General features: G+C 69.4%; 25 protein-coding genes. 17 read left to right on the top strand and 8 right to left on the bottom strand.

Going from position 1 to position 17,592, the window contains the following annotated elements; genetic code table 11:
- Positions 1 to 37 precede the first annotated feature (37 nt).
- Positions 38 to 559, bottom strand: a complete 522-nt coding sequence (locus ACH35V_RS32910) for a gamma carbonic anhydrase family protein (RefSeq protein ID WP_207934470.1) — start codon at positions 557 to 559, stop codon at positions 38 to 40.
- A 222-nt stretch (positions 560 to 781) separates the two neighbouring features.
- Between ACH35V_RS32910 and ACH35V_RS32905 the strand changes: the two genes are divergently transcribed.
- The 5 genes from ACH35V_RS32905 (at position 782) to ACH35V_RS32885 (ending at position 6,257) form a co-directional block, all read left to right on the top strand.
- Complete coding sequence (locus ACH35V_RS32905; RefSeq protein ID WP_395978487.1) at positions 782 to 1,885, top strand: DivIVA domain-containing protein; 1,104 nt, start codon at positions 782 to 784, stop codon at positions 1,883 to 1,885.
- Positions 1,886 to 1,980: 95 nt separating this feature from the next.
- On the top strand, positions 1,981 to 2,520 hold the full coding sequence (def, locus tag ACH35V_RS32900) for a peptide deformylase (RefSeq protein ID WP_395978485.1): 540 nt from the start codon (positions 1,981 to 1,983) through the stop codon (positions 2,518 to 2,520).
- 127 nt (positions 2,521 to 2,647) lie between these two features.
- A complete protein-coding gene (locus ACH35V_RS32895) occupies positions 2,648 to 3,376 on the top strand; it encodes a response regulator transcription factor (RefSeq protein WP_395978854.1) in 729 nt (242 codons plus the stop codon).
- Positions 3,376 to 4,992 carry an ATP-binding protein gene (locus ACH35V_RS32890; RefSeq protein WP_395978483.1) on the top strand — a complete coding sequence of 539 codons (1,617 nt, stop codon included), beginning with the start codon at positions 3,376 to 3,378 and terminating at the stop codon, positions 4,990 to 4,992. Before ACH35V_RS32895 ends, ACH35V_RS32890 begins: the two co-directional genes overlap by 1 nt.
- 284 nt (positions 4,993 to 5,276) lie before the next feature.
- On the top strand, positions 5,277 to 6,257 hold the full coding sequence (locus tag ACH35V_RS32885; RefSeq protein WP_395978481.1) for a S1C family serine protease: 981 nt from the start codon (positions 5,277 to 5,279) through the stop codon (positions 6,255 to 6,257).
- Positions 6,258 to 6,436: 179 nt separating this feature from the next.
- Here ACH35V_RS32885 and ACH35V_RS32880 read toward each other — a convergent pair whose 3' ends face one another.
- Positions 6,437 to 7,264 carry an oxygenase MpaB family protein gene (locus ACH35V_RS32880; protein ID WP_395978479.1) on the bottom strand — a complete coding sequence of 276 codons (828 nt, stop codon included), beginning with the start codon at positions 7,262 to 7,264 and terminating at the stop codon, positions 6,437 to 6,439.
- 89 nt (positions 7,265 to 7,353) lie between these two features.
- Between ACH35V_RS32880 and arfB the strand changes: the two genes are divergently transcribed.
- Positions 7,354 to 7,779 (top strand): alternative ribosome rescue aminoacyl-tRNA hydrolase ArfB, encoded by a 426-nt coding sequence (gene arfB, locus ACH35V_RS32875; protein ID WP_395978477.1) that lies wholly within the window; start codon positions 7,354 to 7,356, stop codon positions 7,777 to 7,779.
- Here arfB and ACH35V_RS32870 read toward each other — a convergent pair.
- Positions 7,776 to 8,756, bottom strand: a complete 981-nt coding sequence (locus tag ACH35V_RS32870) for a helix-turn-helix transcriptional regulator (RefSeq protein ID WP_395978475.1) — start codon at positions 8,754 to 8,756, stop codon at positions 7,776 to 7,778. The two genes, arfB and ACH35V_RS32870, sit on opposite strands and share 4 nt — an antisense overlap.
- Before the next feature lie 93 nt (positions 8,757 to 8,849).
- Between ACH35V_RS32870 and ACH35V_RS32865 the strand changes: the two genes are divergently transcribed.
- From ACH35V_RS32865 to ACH35V_RS32850, 4 genes are all read left to right on the top strand, one after another.
- A complete protein-coding gene (locus tag ACH35V_RS32865) occupies positions 8,850 to 9,245 on the top strand; it encodes a RidA family protein (RefSeq protein WP_395978473.1) in 396 nt (131 codons plus the stop codon).
- A gap of 62 nt (positions 9,246 to 9,307) precedes the next feature.
- On the top strand, positions 9,308 to 9,793 hold the full coding sequence (locus ACH35V_RS32860) for a DUF488 family protein (protein WP_395978471.1): 486 nt from the start codon (positions 9,308 to 9,310) through the stop codon (positions 9,791 to 9,793).
- A gap of 59 nt (positions 9,794 to 9,852) precedes the next feature.
- Entirely contained in the window at positions 9,853 to 10,521 is a 669-nt protein-coding gene (locus ACH35V_RS32855) for a helix-turn-helix domain-containing protein (protein ID WP_395978469.1), read from the top strand.
- 135 nt (positions 10,522 to 10,656) lie between these two features.
- On the top strand, positions 10,657 to 11,157 hold the full coding sequence (locus ACH35V_RS32850; protein WP_395978467.1) for a Uma2 family endonuclease: 501 nt from the start codon (positions 10,657 to 10,659) through the stop codon (positions 11,155 to 11,157).
- A gap of 1 nt (position 11,158) precedes the next feature.
- On the opposite strand, the gene ACH35V_RS32845 is transcribed toward ACH35V_RS32850, so the two are convergent.
- Genes ACH35V_RS32845 through ACH35V_RS32835 form a run of 3 tightly spaced genes read right to left on the bottom strand, consistent with a single transcriptional unit; the run spans position 11,159 to position 12,083 of the window.
- Positions 11,159 to 11,506 (bottom strand): hypothetical protein, encoded by a 348-nt coding sequence (locus tag ACH35V_RS32845; RefSeq protein WP_395978465.1) that lies wholly within the window; start codon positions 11,504 to 11,506, stop codon positions 11,159 to 11,161.
- Complete coding sequence (locus ACH35V_RS32840) at positions 11,503 to 11,643, bottom strand: hypothetical protein (protein WP_395978463.1); 141 nt, start codon at positions 11,641 to 11,643, stop codon at positions 11,503 to 11,505. The genes ACH35V_RS32845 and ACH35V_RS32840 overlap by 4 nt, the downstream gene beginning before the upstream one ends.
- Positions 11,640 to 12,083 (bottom strand): ATP-binding protein, encoded by a 444-nt coding sequence (locus tag ACH35V_RS32835; protein WP_395978852.1) that lies wholly within the window; start codon positions 12,081 to 12,083, stop codon positions 11,640 to 11,642. Before ACH35V_RS32835 ends, ACH35V_RS32840 begins: the two co-directional genes overlap by 4 nt.
- A 111-nt stretch (positions 12,084 to 12,194) precedes the next feature.
- Between ACH35V_RS32835 and ACH35V_RS32830 the strand changes: the two genes are divergently transcribed.
- The 6 genes from ACH35V_RS32830 to ACH35V_RS32805 all read left to right on the top strand — a co-directional run bounded on the left by ACH35V_RS32830 (position 12,195) and on the right by ACH35V_RS32805 (position 15,251).
- The gene (locus ACH35V_RS32830; RefSeq protein WP_395978461.1) at positions 12,195 to 13,025 is read left to right on the top strand and encodes a helix-turn-helix domain-containing protein; all 831 of its coding nucleotides are present in this window, start codon (positions 12,195 to 12,197) and stop codon (positions 13,023 to 13,025) included.
- The gene (locus ACH35V_RS32825; protein ID WP_395978459.1) at positions 13,022 to 13,204 is read left to right on the top strand and encodes a DUF397 domain-containing protein; all 183 of its coding nucleotides are present in this window, start codon (positions 13,022 to 13,024) and stop codon (positions 13,202 to 13,204) included. The genes ACH35V_RS32830 and ACH35V_RS32825 overlap by 4 nt, the downstream gene beginning before the upstream one ends.
- A complete protein-coding gene (locus ACH35V_RS32820) occupies positions 13,204 to 13,311 on the top strand; it encodes a DUF397 domain-containing protein (RefSeq protein WP_395978457.1) in 108 nt (35 codons plus the stop codon). The genes ACH35V_RS32825 and ACH35V_RS32820 overlap by 1 nt, the downstream gene beginning before the upstream one ends.
- Positions 13,312 to 13,467: 156 nt before the next feature.
- Entirely contained in the window at positions 13,468 to 14,406 is a 939-nt protein-coding gene (locus ACH35V_RS32815; protein ID WP_395978455.1) for an RNA polymerase subunit sigma-70, read from the top strand.
- 54 nt (positions 14,407 to 14,460) lie between these two features.
- Positions 14,461 to 15,030 carry a dihydrofolate reductase family protein gene (locus tag ACH35V_RS32810; protein WP_395978453.1) on the top strand — a complete coding sequence of 190 codons (570 nt, stop codon included), beginning with the start codon at positions 14,461 to 14,463 and terminating at the stop codon, positions 15,028 to 15,030.
- Positions 15,031 to 15,047: 17 nt separating this feature from the next.
- Entirely contained in the window at positions 15,048 to 15,251 is a 204-nt protein-coding gene (locus ACH35V_RS32805; protein ID WP_395978451.1) for a hypothetical protein, read from the top strand.
- Positions 15,252 to 15,420: 169 nt separating this feature from the next.
- Here the strand turns inward: ACH35V_RS32805 and ACH35V_RS32800 are convergent, their stop codons facing one another.
- Positions 15,421 to 16,341, bottom strand: a complete 921-nt coding sequence (locus ACH35V_RS32800) for a hypothetical protein (RefSeq protein WP_395978449.1) — start codon at positions 16,339 to 16,341, stop codon at positions 15,421 to 15,423.
- A gap of 76 nt (positions 16,342 to 16,417) precedes the next feature.
- Here ACH35V_RS32800 and ACH35V_RS32795 point away from each other — a divergent pair, with 76 nt between their 5' ends.
- On the top strand, positions 16,418 to 16,792 hold the full coding sequence (locus ACH35V_RS32795; protein WP_395978447.1) for a nuclear transport factor 2 family protein: 375 nt from the start codon (positions 16,418 to 16,420) through the stop codon (positions 16,790 to 16,792).
- Here ACH35V_RS32795 and ACH35V_RS32790 read toward each other — a convergent pair.
- Positions 16,783 to 17,592: an SAM-dependent methyltransferase gene (locus ACH35V_RS32790; protein ID WP_395978445.1), complete on the bottom strand. Its 810-nt coding sequence runs from the start codon at positions 17,590 to 17,592 to the stop codon at positions 16,783 to 16,785. The genes ACH35V_RS32795 and ACH35V_RS32790 overlap by 10 nt on opposite strands.

Here is a 17,592-nt window from a genome sequence, read left to right as displayed (position 1 = left end):
CGGACGGCGGTGCGGTCGGTTCCGGACGGCGGGGCGGTCAGTCCCACGCGACGGTGCGGTGCCGTTTCGCCTTCTCCGCGTACACCTCGGGCGTGTGCGTCAGGACGAGCCGGTCGTCGTCGGTCAGCTCCCGGACGATCCTCCCCGGCGTCCCGGCGACGAGCACGCCGGACGGGATCTTCTTGCCGGGCGGCACCAGCGCGCCTGCTGCGATCAGCGTCCCGGAGCCGATCCGCGCGCCATTCAGGACGATCGCGCCGATGCCGATGAGCGAGCCCGTCTCGACGTGGGCGCCGTGCACCATCGCTTTGTGGCCGAGGCTGACGCGGTCCTCCAGGACGGCGGGCGTTCCGGGGTCGGCGTGCAGGCAGCAGAGGTCCTGGATGTTGCACTCCTCGCCGACGACGATCGCCTCGTCGTCGCCGCGCAGCACCGAGCCGTACCAGACGCTGGACGCGCGGCCCAGCGCGACCCGTCCGACGACGACCGCGCCCGGCGCGATCCACGCCTCGGGGTGGATGTCCGGCCGGTCCTCGCCCAACGTTCCGAGATACGTCATGCCGCCGATGCTAGGACGGTCGCACCCGCCGCCCGCGCACCACCCCGGGATAGCGCGAATTTTCCGAGATTGGATAGTTTGTCGCCCTTACCAGGTGAAGAAACCACGACGAGAAGCGCGTTCCGGTTGCGCGAATGGGGTGGACCGGACGAGAGTCGTCCTGACGTTTCCACAGTTGGACCCGCTGACCGGCGGGCGAGGAGAGCAACCGACCCTGACGGGGTGATCACCCCCGCCAACGACCCCCAAGGCATCATGAGCAACGAAGCCGAAATCCTGCCGAACCTCCTCCAAGAAGATTCACACGAGTTCGAGATCGTCATGCGCGGCTACAACCGCCGCCAGGTCGACGACTACATCGCGCGCTTCGTCCAGAAGAACCGCGAACTCGAGGCGCGGCTCGCTCGCGCCCACGACGACTCCGAGCGGCTCCGTCGCGAGATGGCCGAGGTCCGGGAGGCGCGCAAGCCCACCGGCGACGACCTCAGCGACCGGCTCCGCCAGATCATCAACCTCGCCGAGGACGAGGCCCAGGACAAGGTCGCCGAGGCCGAGGCCAAGGGGGCGGAGATCCGCAAGGACGCCGAGCAGGAGTCCAAGCGGATCATCGACGACGCCCGCTCGCACGCCGACAAGAACCTCGCCCAGGCGCAGGACAAGGCCGAGCACGTGCTGGCGTCCGCCAAGAAGGAGTCCGAGAGCGTCCTCGGGTCCGCCAAGCAGGAGGCCGAGCAGACGGTGACCAGCGCGCGGCTCGAGGCCGAGCGCACGCTCACCGCGTCCGAGCGCCGCGCCAGCGTGATCAACGAGGGCGCGACGCAGCGGCTCACGTCGCTCACCAAGAACCACACCCAGGCTTTGCAGCGGCTCACCGAGATCAGCGAGACGCTGCACCGCCTCCTCACGGCGGAGAACGAGGCGGGACCGCTGGAGAAGATGGTGGAGGACGCCGTCCGGCAGACCACGCCGCGCAAGCAGCAGCCGTCCCAGCCCTCTTCGCCGCCGCCCGCGAAGCCGATGCCGTCCTCGTCGTCGTCCTCGTCCGCGCCCTCGTCGTCGTCCACGTCTGGGTCTGCGTCGTCGGCGTCCAAGCCGGCCGCCTCGGCCGCCTCGGCTGCCTCATCCGCCCCGGCTGCCCCGGCCTCTCCTGCGCCGTCGCAGCAGAGCGGCCCGTCCATGAAGAAGCCCGAGCCGCCCGCCGACGCCCCCGACCCGTCCGCCGCGCAGGCCAAGCCCGCGCGCCCGGCCGAGGACGCGGGCCCGACCCCGCCGCCGCCCGGCCCCGTCGTCCCGCCCCAGCAGTCCCGCGGGCCGATCGAGCTGTAGGCGCGGCCGAGACCGACCGCGACGTGTCCGCCCAGGGTCGTCCCTGGGCGGACACAGCCGTTTCTGGGATCGCGCGTCGCCTCTAGGATCGTTGCGTGAGCAAGAGGACCCACACGCGCAACGGAACGGCCCGTCCGATCAGGCTCCTCGGCGATCCGGTCCTGCGCACCGAATGCGACCCGGTCCGGACGTTCGACGCCTCCCTCCAGCGCCTCGTCGACGACATGTTCGTCACCATGTACGAGGAGGACGGCGCGGGCGTGGCCGCCAACCAGGTGGGCGTGGGCCTGCGGGTGTTCGTGTACGACTGCAAGGACGACGAAGGGCGCAGGCACATCGGCCACGTCGTCAACCCGAAACTCGTGGCCGCCGACGGGGAACTGCTCGTCGAACCGGAAGGCTGCCTGTCCGTGCCCGGCATGCATTTCGAGACGGCCCGCCACGCGCACGCCGTCGTCGAAGGCGTCGACGTGAAAGGAAAGCCCGTCCGCGTTGAGGGCACCGGCTACTTCGCCCGCTGCCTCCAGCACGAGTGCGGGCACCTGGAGGGGAACGTCTACATCGACGTCCTGTCGGGCGACGCGCGCCGCGAGGCCATGCGCGCCATCCGCTCGCTGACCCGCTTGAGCCGCTGACTCGCTTGAGCCGTTGACCAGGGGCAGGACGGCTGACAGCGCACTCAACCGATCCCCTGCGGTCATTCAGGTGACTTTCAGGTAGAGATGGGAACCTCTGCAGTGATTGCGGAGGGGGTCAGTGCCATTGGTTGATCGGACGGCGAACGGCGGCAAGACGGCGGAGGCGACCCTGCTCGTCGTCGAGGACGAGCCCAACATCCTGGAGCTTCTCGCCGGCAGCCTGCGCTTCACCGGGTTCGACGTGTTCACCGCGACCAACGGGGCCGACGCGGTCCAGTCGGCGCGGCGGCACCGCCCGGACCTCATCGTCCTGGACGTGATGCTGCCCGACATCGACGGTTTCGACGTCGCGCGGCGGCTGCGGTCCGGCGGCGACCACACCCCCGTGCTGTTCCTGACCGCGCGGGACGGCGTGCAGGACCGGGTCAAGGGCCTGACGATCGGCGGGGACGACTACGTCACCAAGCCGTTCAGCCTGGAGGAGGTCATCGCGCGGATCCGGGCCGTCCTGCGGAGGTTCCGCGGCGGCCTGACGGAGCCGCCGCCGCGGATGGTGTTCGCGGACGTCGAGCTCGACGAGGACAGCCACGAGGTGTGGCGCGGCGGGCGCGCGATCCAGCTTTCGCCGACGGAGTTCAAGCTGCTGCGCTACTTCATGGCCAACGCGGGACGGGTCGTGTCGAAGGCGCAGATCCTCGACCACGTGTGGAACTACGACTTCCGCGGCGACGCGGGCATCGTCGAGTCGTACGTGTCGGCGCTGCGCCGCAAGGTCGACAACGCCGAGCCGAGGCTCATCCACACGCTGCGCGGGGTGGGGTACGTCCTGCGCGAGCCGTCGAGATCTGGCTGATGGCCACGCGGTTCCCGGCGTCCGCGGCCCACCCGGCGAAGCCGACGCGGGCCGACGGCATCCCCGTCGTTCCGGGAGGTCCGGGCGGTCCGGGCGGTCCGGGCGGTCCGGGCGGGGGCGCCGGTGGGAGCGCCGGTGGGAGCGCGCCGCGCTGGCCGCGCCGCGAGCTGTCGAGGACGTGGGGCCGGACGCCGCTGCGCGTGAAGCTGATCGCCGGGATGCTCGTCCTGGTCACGCTGGGGATGACCGTGATGGGCGCGGCGGGCGCGTCCGTCCTGCGGCAGTACCTGGTCGGACGGGCCGACGACCAGCTGCGCGGCTCGGTCGGGCGGGCGATCGACCAGGTCGCCGAGGGGCTGCGGCTCGGCCAGCGGGAGATCAACGTCCGGATCCCGAGCGAGATGTACGCGCAGGTCAGGTCCACGGGCGGCGCGATCGTCTGGCAGAACTCGGCGTGGAGCGAGTCCGGGCATCCGAAGCTGCCCGCCGACATGAGCGAGCGCATGGACCAGCCGTTCACCGTGTCCGGGACGGGCGGGTCGCAGTGGCGGATCCTGGCGGCGCCGGTCGCGGGCGGGGTGCTCGTCCTCGCGTTCAGCCTGGAGGAGGTCGACCGGACCGTCCGGCGGCTGGTGGCGATCGACGCGATCGTGGGGCTGCTGGTGCTGGGCGTCCTGACCGGCCTCGGCGTGTGGGTCGTGCGGGCCAGCCTGCGCCCGCTGTCGGCGGTGGAGGAGACCGCGGGCGCGATCGCGGCCGGGGACCTGTCCCGCCGCGTCCCGCAGGCGGATCCGCGCACCGAGATGGGACGGCTCGGCCGGTCGCTGAACACGATGCTCGCGCAGATCGAGGCGGCGTTCGGGGCGCGCGCCGAGTCGGAGGCCGCGGCGCGGCGGTCGGAGGAGACGGCGCTCCGGTCGGAGGAGCGGATGCGGCGGTTCATCGCGGACGCCAGCCACGAGCTGCGCACCCCGCTGACCGCGATCCGCGGCTTCGCCGAGTTCTACCGGCAGGGCGCGGCCCGCACCCCCGACGAGCTGGGCCGGCTGATCGGCCGGATCGAGGAGACCGCGGCCCGGATGGGCCTGCTCGTGGAGGACCTGCTGCTGCTCGCCCGGCTGGACCGGCAGCGTCCGATCGAGCGGCGGCCGGTGGATCTCCTGGCCGTCGCCGCCGACTCTGTCCAGGAGGCGAGAGTTCTCGCACCCGAACGCGAGATAGAGCTGGCGGTGGAGGGCGGGCTGGCGTACCAGGTGCGGGGGGACGAGGCGCGCCTGCGCCAGGTCCTCGGCAATCTGCTGGCCAACGCGGTCACCCACACCCCCGAGGGCACGCCGATCGAGGTGCGCCTCTCGCCGGGCACGCTGCGCAAGGCACCCGCCGTCATCGTCGAGGTCGTGGACGCGGGCCCCGGCCTCTCCCCTGAGCAGGCGGAACGGGTCTTCGAGCGCTTCTACCGCGCCGACGAGGCCCGCTCCCGCGCGGACGGCGGCACGGGCCTCGGCCTCGCCATCGTCGCCGCGCTGGTCGCCGCCCATGAGGGGCTGGTGGAGGCCGATTCCACGCCCGGCGAGGGCGCCACGTTCAGGGTCGTCCTGCCTTTGGACGAAGACTGAGGGACGTATTCAGGCAACGTTCAGCTGAATGCGTTTAGGTGGCCGTACAGGGCGCGCCCCCTTCTCGACGGAGAGCGGGAGCCCGCGCCCTGGCCAGCCACGATCCGGCACGCGCTGACGGCAGCGCCGCACCGGCACCGCGGCCGGGGGGACGTAACGCCGCACGTCCCCTCGGCCGCGGTTTTTTCGTAATGAGGGCTTTCAGCACACTTTCAGGTTGGCTCCAGGCAGCCTGCAGCCCCGGGACGCACGCTCCTTGGTGAGCGATACGACAGGGGGACCAGATGAACGAGGACCGGCCGCAGCAGCAGCCTTGGGAGCCCGGACGTCCGGGCATCGCACCGCAGTGGACCCCGCCGCCCTGGCAGGCCGCCGCAGGCGCCGCACCGGGGACCGTCCCGCCTGCGGCCCCGGGCAGCGTCCCGCCGGCGGGCCGTCCGCGACTGCTCGGCACGACCCGGCAGAAGATCGCCGCGGCGGGGGCCGCGATGGCGCTCGCGCTGGGAGCGGGCGGCGCGGGCGCGGCCGTCACGCTGGCGTTCACGCACGACAGCACCGTCTACTCAAGCCCGACCGCCGTGACGGGGACGTCCGCGAAGGGCGGCACGATCGCGCAGGTCGCCGCCGCCGTCCAGCCCAGCGTCGTGTCGATACAAGCGCAGACGCCGAACGGAACGAGCGGCGGCTCCGGCGTCATTCTCCGCTCGGACGGCGTGATCCTCACCAACGCGCACGTCGTGGCGGACGCCGGTCAGGTGGCGGTGAAGTTCGCCGACGGACGGACCGCGTCCGCGAAGGTCCTCGGCTCCGACTCCGGCGCGGACGTCGCCGTGATCAAGGCGGCCGGCGTGTCCGGCCTCAAGCCCGCGACGCTCGGGAACAGCGACGCCCTGGCCGTCGGCGACACGGTGCTGGCGGTCGGCAGCCCGCTCGGCCTGGACGGCTCGGTGACGTCCGGCATCGTCAGCGCCCTGAACCGCGAGGTCCGCGAGGGCGGCCAGGAGCCGCAGCTCCCGCCGGGGCTGCGCGGGCAGCTGTCCCAGCAGCAGGAGGCCGTGATCAAGAACGCGGTCCAGACGGACGCCGCCATCAACCCAGGCAACTCCGGCGGCGCGCTGGTGAACGCGGCCGGGCAGGTGATCGGCGTCAACACCGCCATCGCCACGTCCGGGAACGGCACCGGGAACATCGGCGTCGGCTTCGCCATCCCGATCAACTCCGCCAAGCAGACCGCCGACGCGATCGTCGCCGGTTCCAAGGTCTGACCTGGGACGCCGTCCGGCCGAGCTCTGGGGGGAGCGGGCGGACGGGCGGCGGACCGGGGCAGTGGGTCCCTTCCGGCCGGGCCGGGCTCGGGAGGGACCGGGCAAGGGAAAGCGGCCGCGTGACCCGCACACGAGGTCACGCGGTCGCACCCCGTCCAGTTCAAGCGGTCGCAAGCCGTTCAGGCCGACGTGACCGCGATCGACGGCCGCCGCTTCATCTTCGCGAGCATCCTTCGGGTCGTGAACAGGTAGTACTCGCGCGGCAGCGTCCGGACCCGCAAGGGAAGCCGCGGATACACGACGGCGAGCGCCCCGACCAGCATCCGGAAGCGCCGTTCCCGCCTCGCGTCCCATTTCCACCCGTACTGCTCCCGGATCGGCGCCGGCATCAGCCCCGCCGTGATCAGCCGGATCGCCATCAGCCCCGGCGCGTTCACCGGCCCGCCCGGCAACCGCGGATGCATCACCTGCTCCGCGATGGCCCGCGACGCGTCGGTGATCTTCAAGTTCTGGACCATGTCGGCGTAGTACTCGCGGAACCGCGGATACGTTTCCGGCATCCGCTCCTCCGGGCAGCCGAGGATCGTCGCGTAGATCTTGGCCTGCTGGTAGAACTCCTCGAGCTCGGCGTCGTCCAGCGTCCGCCGGAACAGGGCCTGGTAGAACTGCGTCGCCACCGCGAACAGCGTGGACGCCACCCACACCTGCAGCTCGGGATCGTTCGCCTCGTACCCGGGCCCGGTGACGCTCTCGTGCCCCTTCCGGACGAGTGCGCTGAAGACCTCCGCCTCCTCGCGCGTCCCGAACTGGACGGCGTACAGCCACCCCATCGTGTTCCGCAGCCGCCGCAGCGGATCGTCGGCGGTGTAGCTGTGGTCGTACACCCCCTGCGCCACCTTGGGATGCGCGGTCTGGAGCAGGGACGCCGCACCGCCCGCTGCGATGAGCGCGCCCTCCCGCGAGATGACGCGGATGAGGTCGTCGTCCTCGAAGAGTCCTTCGGTCATGGCGCCCAGTGTAAGTAAGTACTTGCAGTTGCCGCCAGTCCGGGGTTACTCAGGCGACAAGATCGCTTCTACCCTGCGACAATGAGGACATGCCCGACGAGGTCCATGTCCGCGGCTCGGTCTCCATCCCGGAGTCCGAGCTGAGCTGGCGTTTCTCCCGTTCCTCGGGTCCGGGCGGGCAGCACGTCAACACCAGCGCCACGGCCGCCGAGCTCTCCTTCGACGTCGCGAACTCCCCGTCCCTCCCCGAGCCCCTCAAGGCCCGCGCCCTGGAGCGCCTCTCGACCCGGCTGGTCCGGGGCGTCCTCACCATCCGCGCCGAGGAGTACCGCTCCCAGCAACGCAACCGCGACGCCGCCCGCACCCGCCTCGCCACCCTCCTGGCCGACGCCACCGCCCCGCCCCCGAAGAAGCGCATCCCCAAGAAGATCCCCCGCGGCATCAACGAACGCCGCCTGGAGAACAAGAAACGCCGCAGCGCGGTAAAACGCCAACGCACCAACCGCTGGGACTAACCGTCCACCGGCGCTTCGTAGCGCGCGACGATCGCAGCGGCCCGGTCGCGCAACGCGACGCGCAACCACTGCGGAGCCAGCGCCTCCGCACTCATGGCGAGCTGCCAGAGCGCCCACTCGGCATGCCTCGGATCCTGAAAGGTGACCTCCATCCGCAGCCACCCGTCCGCATCGGTTTCCTCGGCGAGGACGGCCAGCGCGGTGCCCACCAGATCCTCCCGCCGCGCCGACTTCACCCGTACCTGCACGGCGACCTGATCGCCGCCGGTCCGGAACCGCGCGCTGCGTTCCTGCCAGGCCTGGTCCAGATCAACCCGGTCTGGACGCTGCGCGGGTTCGTCGAGTTCCTCGGCGTCCAAGATCCGGGATATCCGATAGGTGCGGTCCGCACCGGCCCTCGTCGCCAGCAGGTACCCCTGCTCACGCACGGTGACCAGGCCGATCGGGTCGACCGTCCGCCACTCGGGGGCCTGGCCCACAGCCGCGTAGCGGATGCGCAGCTTGTGCCCGGCGAACACCGCGCGCCGGACCTCGGCCACAACGGCGTCGGGCACCTCATCCGTGACCAGCCGACGCGAGAGGAGGTCGGTCTCGGGGTCGATGAGCAGCCGCTGCGCCGCGTCGGCCGCGGTGTCCCGATAGCTTTCGGGTAGCGCGTCCACCACCTTGAGCATGGCCGAAGCGAGCGCCGAGCCGAGACCGAATGCCTGCGCCCCGCGCCGCGATCCGGCAATCAGCAGGGCGAGCGCCTCATCGTGGTTCAGCCCGGTCAGCTCGGTCCGGAAACCGGGCAGCAACGCGAACCCGCCGTGGCGACCGCGTTCGGCATAAACCGGGACCCCAGCCGCAGAAAGCGCCTCGATGTCGCGCAGCACAGTGCGAGTGGAGACCTCCAGCTCGCGGGCCAGCGCGGCCGCCGACAACCGACCGTGCTGGCGCAGCAGTAGCACCAGCGAAACCAACCGGTCGGCACGCATCCGAAAACTCTACCGAAATACACGACACAGGATGTCGTGATTCGTTGGCAGGCTCTTCACCAGGTGCTTTCAACGAATGGAGCTGATAGGGCTATGGAGCGAACGGCCGTCAACCCGTGGGCGTGGTCGGTGGAGCTGGGCTACAACCAGGGCGAGATCGTCTCCGGACACACCCGGACGCTGTACTGCGCCGGGCAGACCGCGATGAGCGGAGACGGCAAGCCCCAGCACGCCGGTGATATGGCGGCGCAGTTGGCGCTGAGCCTCGACAATCTTGAGTCGGTGCTCGGCGAGGGCGGGATGTCCCTCGCGAACCTCGTCCGGCTCAACGTCTACACCACCGACGTCGATCGGCTCTTCGAGCACTACGGCGTGCTGGCGTCGCGGCTGGGCGCCGCCGGGGTGGCGCCGTCCACGACGATGCTCGGGGTGACACGCCTGGCGATCCCCGACCTGATGGTCGAACTTGAGGGAACCGCCGTCGCGTAACGCGACCTCGCCGCCTCCGGCAGACCCGCCGGAGGCGGCACAAGCAGCAGGGAGGTGATCCGATGCTCAGAATGGTGACGATCGGCGTCTATGGCTTCGACGCCGAGTCCTTCCTGCAGCATTTGCGGCAAGCGGACGTTCGCCTGCTACTCGACGTCCGCCAACGCCGCGGCGTCCGCGGCCCCGACTACGCCTGGGCGAACTCACTCCGCCTCCAAGCGGCCCTGGCCCAAGCCCGGATCGCCTACGAGCACCACCCAGAACTCGCCCCGACCACCGAACTACGCCAACTCCAATACGCCGAGGACGACCGCCAGGGGGTCGGCAAGCGCTCACGCCGCGAACTCTCCGCCGAATACACCCACCGCTACACCACCGAGATCCTCGACCACGCCGACCTAACACCGCTCCTGTCAACGCTACCGACCAGCGGAACCACCGCACTCCTCTGCGTCGAACGCACCCCCGAAGCCTGCCACCGCTCCCTGATCACCCAACGCCTAACCGCCCACCACCCCATAACAACCACCCACCTACACCCGCCGTAACCCGTACTGGACGCCAAGCCGTTCGCGCCTTACCATCGATGGTATATATCATCAGCAGTATGTTCGAGATCGAGATGGAGCCTCAAGTCGTCGCGTGGCTGGACAGGTTGACCTTCGCCCAGTACCAACGCGTCATGCGCAACGTGGACGACTACCTTGTCGACCGCGGTGGCATGCTCGACGGCAACCACACCAGGTCATTACAAGACGGCGTTCGCGAGCTGCGGCTCTACCTTGAGGAAACGACGTGGCGGATCACGTACTGGCTGCCTACAGGGGCGGGGGCGGCTCGTCGTGCTGCTGACCGTGTTCCAGAAGGTCCGGAACGGTTCGCAACCGCGGGACATCGAGCGAGCGGTCGCCATGCGCAAGCTTTGCGAGTCGTCTCATTTGGAACCGGCGGGGCACGTTTACGAAAGGAGCGGGTGATGGCGGGACATACCAACTGGCGGACCTATCGGGAGAAGCGGCTGCGCGAGGACGCAGTGCCGCATCCTGAATACGAGCAGGCAGGTCTTGACCTGCGGCTCGGCGACATGGTGCGTGAGCGCCGCATCGAACTCGGGCTCACTCAGGCCCTGGTGGCCGAACGGGCCGGCATCACCCAGCCCGCGCTGTCGCGCATCGAGGGCGGGGGCGGAATTCCCACTCTGGCAATGCTGGACCGCATCGCCAAGGCCATGCACACCACTTTCACCATCACCGTGGGCGAAAACGCCGCCGCCTGACCTGCGGGACTGCAGGCTGGCTTCATCACCATGCGGGGCTTCGTCATCGCTGATCGCCAAGGACGGAGCATGAGGGCATACGAGCGGTTGCGCCCGACTGCGATAGCCATCTTGGAGCGTCTAGACACTCACGGCGTGGAGCTGGACGACCAAGGGGTGCACGTCATGGTGGGTCCGGACAATCGGCATGAGCTGGCGATCTCGCGCCTGCTGCGGCAACTGCTGCCTCAGGTCGGGCCGGACCTGATCGCGCATTCCGGGACGCCGGAGATAGACGATCCCGCCACAGGCAGATTGCGCAGGCCCGACCTGGTGGTCGTCCCCGAAGCCGCACTGACTCGGCCCGGTCTGACGTATCTCCGCCCGGATGACGTGGAGCTGGTCGTTGAAGTCGTCTCGGCGCCCAATCCCGAGAACGACTATGAGAACAAGGCGGCTGATTACCCGGCGATGGGGATCCCGACTTATGTGATCATCGATCCGCGCAAGTCGACCGTGACGATCCTCAGCGACCCCGGGCCCACTCCGGAGGGAACTCGCTACCGCACCCGGCACGACCATGTGTTCGGAGACCAGATCACCGCCGGCGGCTATGCGATCGACAGCAGCGCGTTCCTGCCCTACGAGGACGCCTGATCTACCAGGTGCCCGGGTACATCTGGCGCTTGAGGTGGCGGGCGATCACGTCGGCCGCCAGCCTGGCGTCGCCGCAGGCCGCAAGGTAGCCGGACCGGCCGTGGTGTGCCTCGTAGTAGGCCCACGATCCTCCGGGGACGGCGAGCACGCTCACCGCGATCCCGACGTGCCGGACGTACACCCACAGCATCGGCACCGGAATCGGAAACTCCTCAAGCTGGTACAGGCGGACGAACCGCCAACCCTCCGGCTCAAGCGCGTCGACCAGCGCCTCCAGGTACCGCACCGCCGTGTCCGGACGCCGACGCGTCCGCCACCACAGAACGCTCCGCTGAACCCTTCCGATCACCGGCGCAGGCCCCTATTCAGAACCCGCCGGACGGACGGCCAGGTGAGCACGGCCGCGACATATCCGAAGGCCACGGCGACGGCGAGGCCCAAGACGACCGTTCCGAAGACCTCCGCCAGATGGCCGCGCGAGATCACCGGCGGCCCTGCGCCTTGAGCGCCGCGCACACCCACTTGCCGCGCGGAGGCGTGGGATCGAGCCAGCATCGCCAGGCAAGGGCCTCCACGATCGCGAGGCCCCGTCCGCCGTTGTCGTCGAAGTTCTCCTCGCTGAGGTCGAGCGTCTCCAAGGAGATCTCGACCTTCCGCGCCACGGGCCGCTCCTCGCACCCGTCCCACACCCCGAGCACGACCTCGCCGGCCCCGCGCCCGACGTACACCTTGATCACGTCCCCCGTCCCGGACACTTTCACCGCGTTCGCCACGAGTTCCCCCATGACGAGCACCGCGTCCGAAACGAGGAATGGCAGCTCCCACCCGCGCAGGGCCCCGGAAACCTGATCCCGAGCCAACCCCGAAACGGCCGGAGATGCCGCGAATTGCCGGGACACGCCGGTTTTCTTCCCGAGCAGCGCCATGACCTTGCCCTCCACGATTTCCTGTGAACGAGGTCACAGGATTACCGAGGGTTGGCAATTTGTCGTGCATACGCTTCGCAGGAGCAACATCTGGAAACAAAGGAGCAGTCAATGCCTCGAAAACTCACGGCCGATGAGCTTCCCAAACCGCAGACCAACATGTGGGACTTCGCGGCCTACTACATGCGGTTCATGCGCATCCAGCGCGGCCTGTCCGGTGAGGCGCTCGGCCGAGTGATCAACGTCAGCAAGGCCCAGGTGTCCCGCATCGAGTCGGGCCGCAACCGGCTGGACGCGAACCAGGCGATCGCGCTCGACAAGCTCTGGAACACCGGACGGCTCTTCTACCTGCTCGTCTGGTACGCCTCGATCGGCCACGACCCCCAGTGGTTCGCGCAGCAGGTGAAGATCGAGCAGATGTCGGGGATGCTGCGGATCTATGAGGCCAGCGTCATCCCGGGCTTGCTTCAGACGCCGGAGTACGCCGAAGCGCTACTGCGCTCGGGCATCGACACCAATCCCGACAAGGTCCTCGCCGATCGCCTCCAACGGCAGGATCTGCTGTTGCGGGACGATCCCCCACACCTCACCGTCTTGCTCTCCCAAAACGCTCTGGACTGGCCGGTGGGCTCCCCCGAGATCATGCAAGGTCAACTGGCGCGCCTTCTCGATGAGGCCCAGCGGTACAACATCGTGCTGAGGGCGGTCCCGAGGTCGTGGGCAGCCGGAGCGCACCCCGGCCTCAACGGCTCCTTCAAGCTCATGAGCGGCGACGACTTCGGTGAGGTCGCCTACTCCGAGTCGCCCGGAGCTGGACGTTTGGTGTCATCTCCGCCCGACGTGAGAGCGTACGGGATACGGTTCGAGCGGATCAGCGCGAAGGCGCTCGACGAAGGCGCGTCCTTCAAGCTGATCCAGAAAATCATGGAGGAGATGCGATGACTCGTCCGGTATGGCGGAAGTCCAGCCACAGCGGGACCGAGCAGGGCGATTGTGTGGAGGTCGCCAGCCTGGCCTCCGGCATCGGCATCCGCGACAGCAAGAATCCCAACCTCGGCCACCTCACCCTCACCCCCCAAACCTTCGCTGATCTCGTCCACACCCTGAAGCACGACCACTGATGCGCGGGGCAGCGTGGCGCAAGTCCAGCCACAGCGGCCCCGAGCAGGGCGATTGCGTTGAAGTCGCCGACCTGCCCTCCGGGGTCGGCGTCCGTGACAGTAAGTAGCCCGGTCTTGGCCTCCTCGCCCTGACTCCCGAGGGCTTTGCCGACCTGCTGGTCCGCGTCAAGCGGGACGAGCTCAACCTCTGACTCTCCCCCTGCGAGCCCCGGTCTTAACGGCCGGGGCTTTGCTGTTGGGTGTGGCTCGTCCATGCTGGGCTGGTGGAACTTGAGCCTTACCGGGGTGAGCTGGTCGCGTACTGCTACCGGATGCTGGGGTCGTTCCACGAGGCTGAGGACCTGGCGCAGGAGACGATGCTGCGGGCGTGGAAGGCCCGCGATCGGTACGACAGCACTCGCGCGTCCGTACGGACGTGGCTGTACCGGATCGCCACCAACGCCTGCTTGACCGCGCTGGAGGGACGTGCGCGACGGCCGTTGCCGACCGGGCTGGGCGCGCCGAGCGATGATCCCGGGGCTCCGCTGACTCCGGCACTGGACGTCCCCTGGTTGGAGCCGTTTCCGGATGCGCGGTTCGACCTGGGGATGCGGGCAGATCTGCGGCTCGCGCTGGTGGCGGCGATGCAGTTGCTGCCGCCTCGGCAGCGGGCCGTGCTCGTCCTCCGCGAGGCTCTGCAGTTCAGCGCCAGCGAGGTCGCCGCACAGTTGGGGACCACGGTCGCAGCTGTCAACAGCGCCTTGCAGCGGGCCCGCGCCGCCCTCGCGGACGTGGGTGATGCGAGCGGGGTGGCGGAGCCGGACGATCCCGAGGCGCGCGCGGCGATCCAGCGGTACGCGCGAGCGTTCGAGGCGGCGGACGTCCCCGCCCTCGTGCGGCTCCTCACCGACGACGCCGTCATGGAAATGCCGCCGGTGCCGTTGTGGTTCCGGGGCAGCCGCGACTACGGGCTGTTCATGCGCCGGGTGTTCGACATGCACGGGCCGGGCTGGAAGACGAGGCTTCTGAGCGCCAACGGGCAGCCCTCGTTCGCCGCGTACGCGCCGGAGCCGGGTGGCGGGCACCGGCTGCACACGTTGCAGGTCTTCACGGTTACCGGCGGCCGGGTCGCGCACAACGTCGTGTTCGCCGATCCGCGCGTGCTTGCGGCGTTCGACCTGCCCAGACAGATTTTTTCGGACGAGTTCCGCCGGGAGCGATGAGTCGGTCCGGTGCCGCCAGTACATACCGGCGAGCATCGAACGAAGGAGATCATCGTGAGCGTCATCGTCGCGGAGTTCATCACCCTGGACGGGATCGTGTCCGACCCGGACGGGTCCGGCGGCACGGCGACCGGCGGCTGGGCGTTCCGGCACGGTCCCGAGACCGCCGCCGGGGACAAGTTCCGGTTCGGCCGCGTCCTCGACAACGGGGTCATGCTGATGGGGCGTGCGACCTGGCAGCTGTTCTCGCGGATCTGGCCCGGCCGCGACGACCCGTTCTCCGCGCGGATGAACGCCGCGCCGAAGCTGGTCGCCTCCCGTACGCTGGCCGACACCTCGGCCTGGGCGAACTCGAAGGTCATCGACGGCGACCTCATCGAGGCCGTCGAACGCGAGGACCGCGATGTGATCGTCGTCGGCAGCCTGAGCGTCGTGCGGACGCTTATGACCGAAGATCTCATCGACGAGTATCGGCTGCTGACGTTCCCCACGATCCTGGGCACCGGCGACAGGCTCTTCCCTGACGGCAGGTCACCCGCCTACCTGGAGTGCCTGGCGACCGAGCAGGCCGGCGCCGCCGTCCTCACCCGATACGGGAGGCCCGCGCACACTTCCCCTAAGTGATCTCCCAGACACAGAGAGTGTCGAAGCCACTCGACCAGATACCCCCCGCAGACCTGGCGACGAAGGACGAACTCGCTGACGAATCCGGCTCGGTCAGGGACGCCCTCTGGTCGGGCGTCGGCCTGATCATGGGTGAGTTCGCCAGGCTCAACGCTCTCATGGACGAGACAGAGCGGTACCTGGCGCAGCTGGTCGCCAAGTCAGAGGGTGGATCGCAGTAGCGGCACTAGTTCACGCTGCCCCCGGGAGTTCTTCCCGGGGCAGCGCGTTCGGCAGGGGGCTGCGCGTGAGGGGTTCGACGTCCCCGCAGCCCACTGTCAGCGTGTAGAACACGACCGGTGCGGCGAGCCATCGGAGCGGGCATGTCCGCATCCGGGCCTGTGGTCGGCTTTAGGCGGACGGGCGGAGGCCGCCGTCCCGGCGGGCCTTCCTGAGTACCTCCACGTTGGCCGCGGCGTCGTGGGTGACCGAATGTCCCGGCGGGAGCTTGCGGGCGCAGAGTGCGGACATCTGCCTGGCCAGCACCCAGGCGTCCTCCTCGAAACCGAGTTCGGCCAGGCAGGCGTTCAGCTGCAGGATGGAGTCCAGGGCCTTGTCGTAGGTGTAGTTGGTGTGCCAGGCGAGGGTGACGGCCTGGTCGAGCAGGGCGCGGGCCCGTTCCGCGATCGCGTCCGCGTCAGAGGCGTCGGCATTACGGAAGGCGATCAGGTTCGCGCGCGAGCGGAGTTCGGTCGCGTGCGTGTACAGGGCCATGCCGACCACGGCGGCCGCCTCGTGTGCGCGTCCCTGCTGACCTGCCCGTACGCGCACGGCCAGTGCGATCTTCCGGTCCATCTTCACCAGGTCGCCGTCGACGGTCAGGAGGCCCTCGCCGTGCAGGCGGTCGAGGAGCGGGTCGATCTCCAGACCGGCGAAGCCTATGGACGAGACGTCCTCCTCGTCCATGATCTCGTCCAGGAGGTCCTCGGGGACGCGGAGCACCCAGCGGGGGACGCCGTCGCCGTGCAGGAGGGCAACGGTCTCCACTAGCCGCTGCGCCACTGGATCGTCCTGCTCGGCCTGCTGGACCATCGTGAGGATCGGCGGAAGGGCGTCGTGCCGGAACAGGCTCCGGCGGCCCGACCGCGGCGATTTCACACCGATCGCTTTGCCTGGATGACGGCGGTGCGGAGCGAATACGAACATCGCCACGCCGAGGACGCCGAAGGCCGACGCGGCGACCACCACCGGCAGCCAGCCGAACCAGTTCGCGAGGAGCAGGATGAGGGCGAGCGAGGCCGACGCGAGCAGGCATCCGCAGCCGCGGTTCATGGTCAAGATTGTCGCAGGGCGGTCCTATGCTGCGGAGCACGAAGGGATCTTGACCACAACCGGGCACGGGGGATGAATGGGCATTTCACGGAATATCGAGACGGTCAATACCTATCTGGCCGGATTTCGCAAGAACGATCATGCGCAGATCCTGTCCTGCCTGACCGATGACATCGTGTGGACGGTCTTCGGCGGCTTTCGCCTGACCGGCAAGGACGCCTACGACAAGGCCATCGACGGCGCGCCCGAGTTCATCGACCCGCCCGAGCTGGAGGTCGTGCGCATGGTCGAGCAGGGCGACGTCGTCATGGCCGAGCTGACGGGCACGGCGCGGCGGGCGGCGGGCGGGGAGATGCGCATGTCGATGGCGGAGGTGTTCGTCATGCGGGACGGGAAGATCGCCGAGCGGCGCGCCTGGGTGGTCAAGCTGAAGGAGAACGACTACCGCTGAGGCTTGCGGGCTACGGCACCCCACATGCCGGTCGTGGCGGACGGCTGGGCGTCGGGGTCCGGGCGCCAGTCCTGGACGGGGACGACGCCCGGAGTCAGCAGGTCCAGGCCGTCGAAGAAGCGGCTTACGCCCTCGTGAGTGCGGAAGGTGACGCGGAAGCCCATCGCTTTGGTGAGCGCCTTTTCGGCGGCGGCCATTTGTTCGGGGAGCTGGTCGATTCCGGGGTGGGTGATGGCCAGGTAGCTGCCGGGTGCGAGGGCGTCCATGAGGGTGTTGATGATGCCCTGCGGGTCGTCGGCGTCCGGGATGCAGTGCAGGATCGCGATCAGGAGCAGGCTCACCGGCTGGTCGAAGTCGAGCAGGCGGGCGGCGTCGTCCAGGATCCGGCCGGTGTCGCGCAGGTCGGAGTCGATGAACGCGGTCGGCGCGGTGACGCCGGACAGCAGGGCGCGGGCGTGGTTGAGGACGATCGGATCGTTGTCGACGTACACGACCCGGCTCGCGGGGTTCACCGCCTGCGCGACGATGTGCGTGTTGTCGGCGGTGGGGATGCCGGTGCCGATGTCCAGGAACTGGGTGACGTGCTCCCCCGCCATGAAGCGGACGGCCCGGCTGAGGAACGCGCGGTTCGCGGTGACCCCGGGCTTGATCGTCGGCGTGGCGGCCATCACCTGCTCGGCGGCGGCGCGGTCGGCCGCGTAGTTGTCCTTTCCGCCGAGCCAGTAGTCGTAGATGCGGGCGATGTGCGGGGTGGTGACATCGATTCCCTTGGGCGCGATCTCTCCCTCGTCGCCGATCAT

Origin of the sequence: Actinomadura sp. 1N219, assembly GCF_044326405.1 — a bacterium.
Lineage (GTDB): Bacteria > Actinomycetota > Actinomycetes > Streptosporangiales > Streptosporangiaceae > Spirillospora.
Note: the sequence above shows the minus strand (reverse complement) of the source record. Positions and strands in the feature narration are given on the sequence as shown.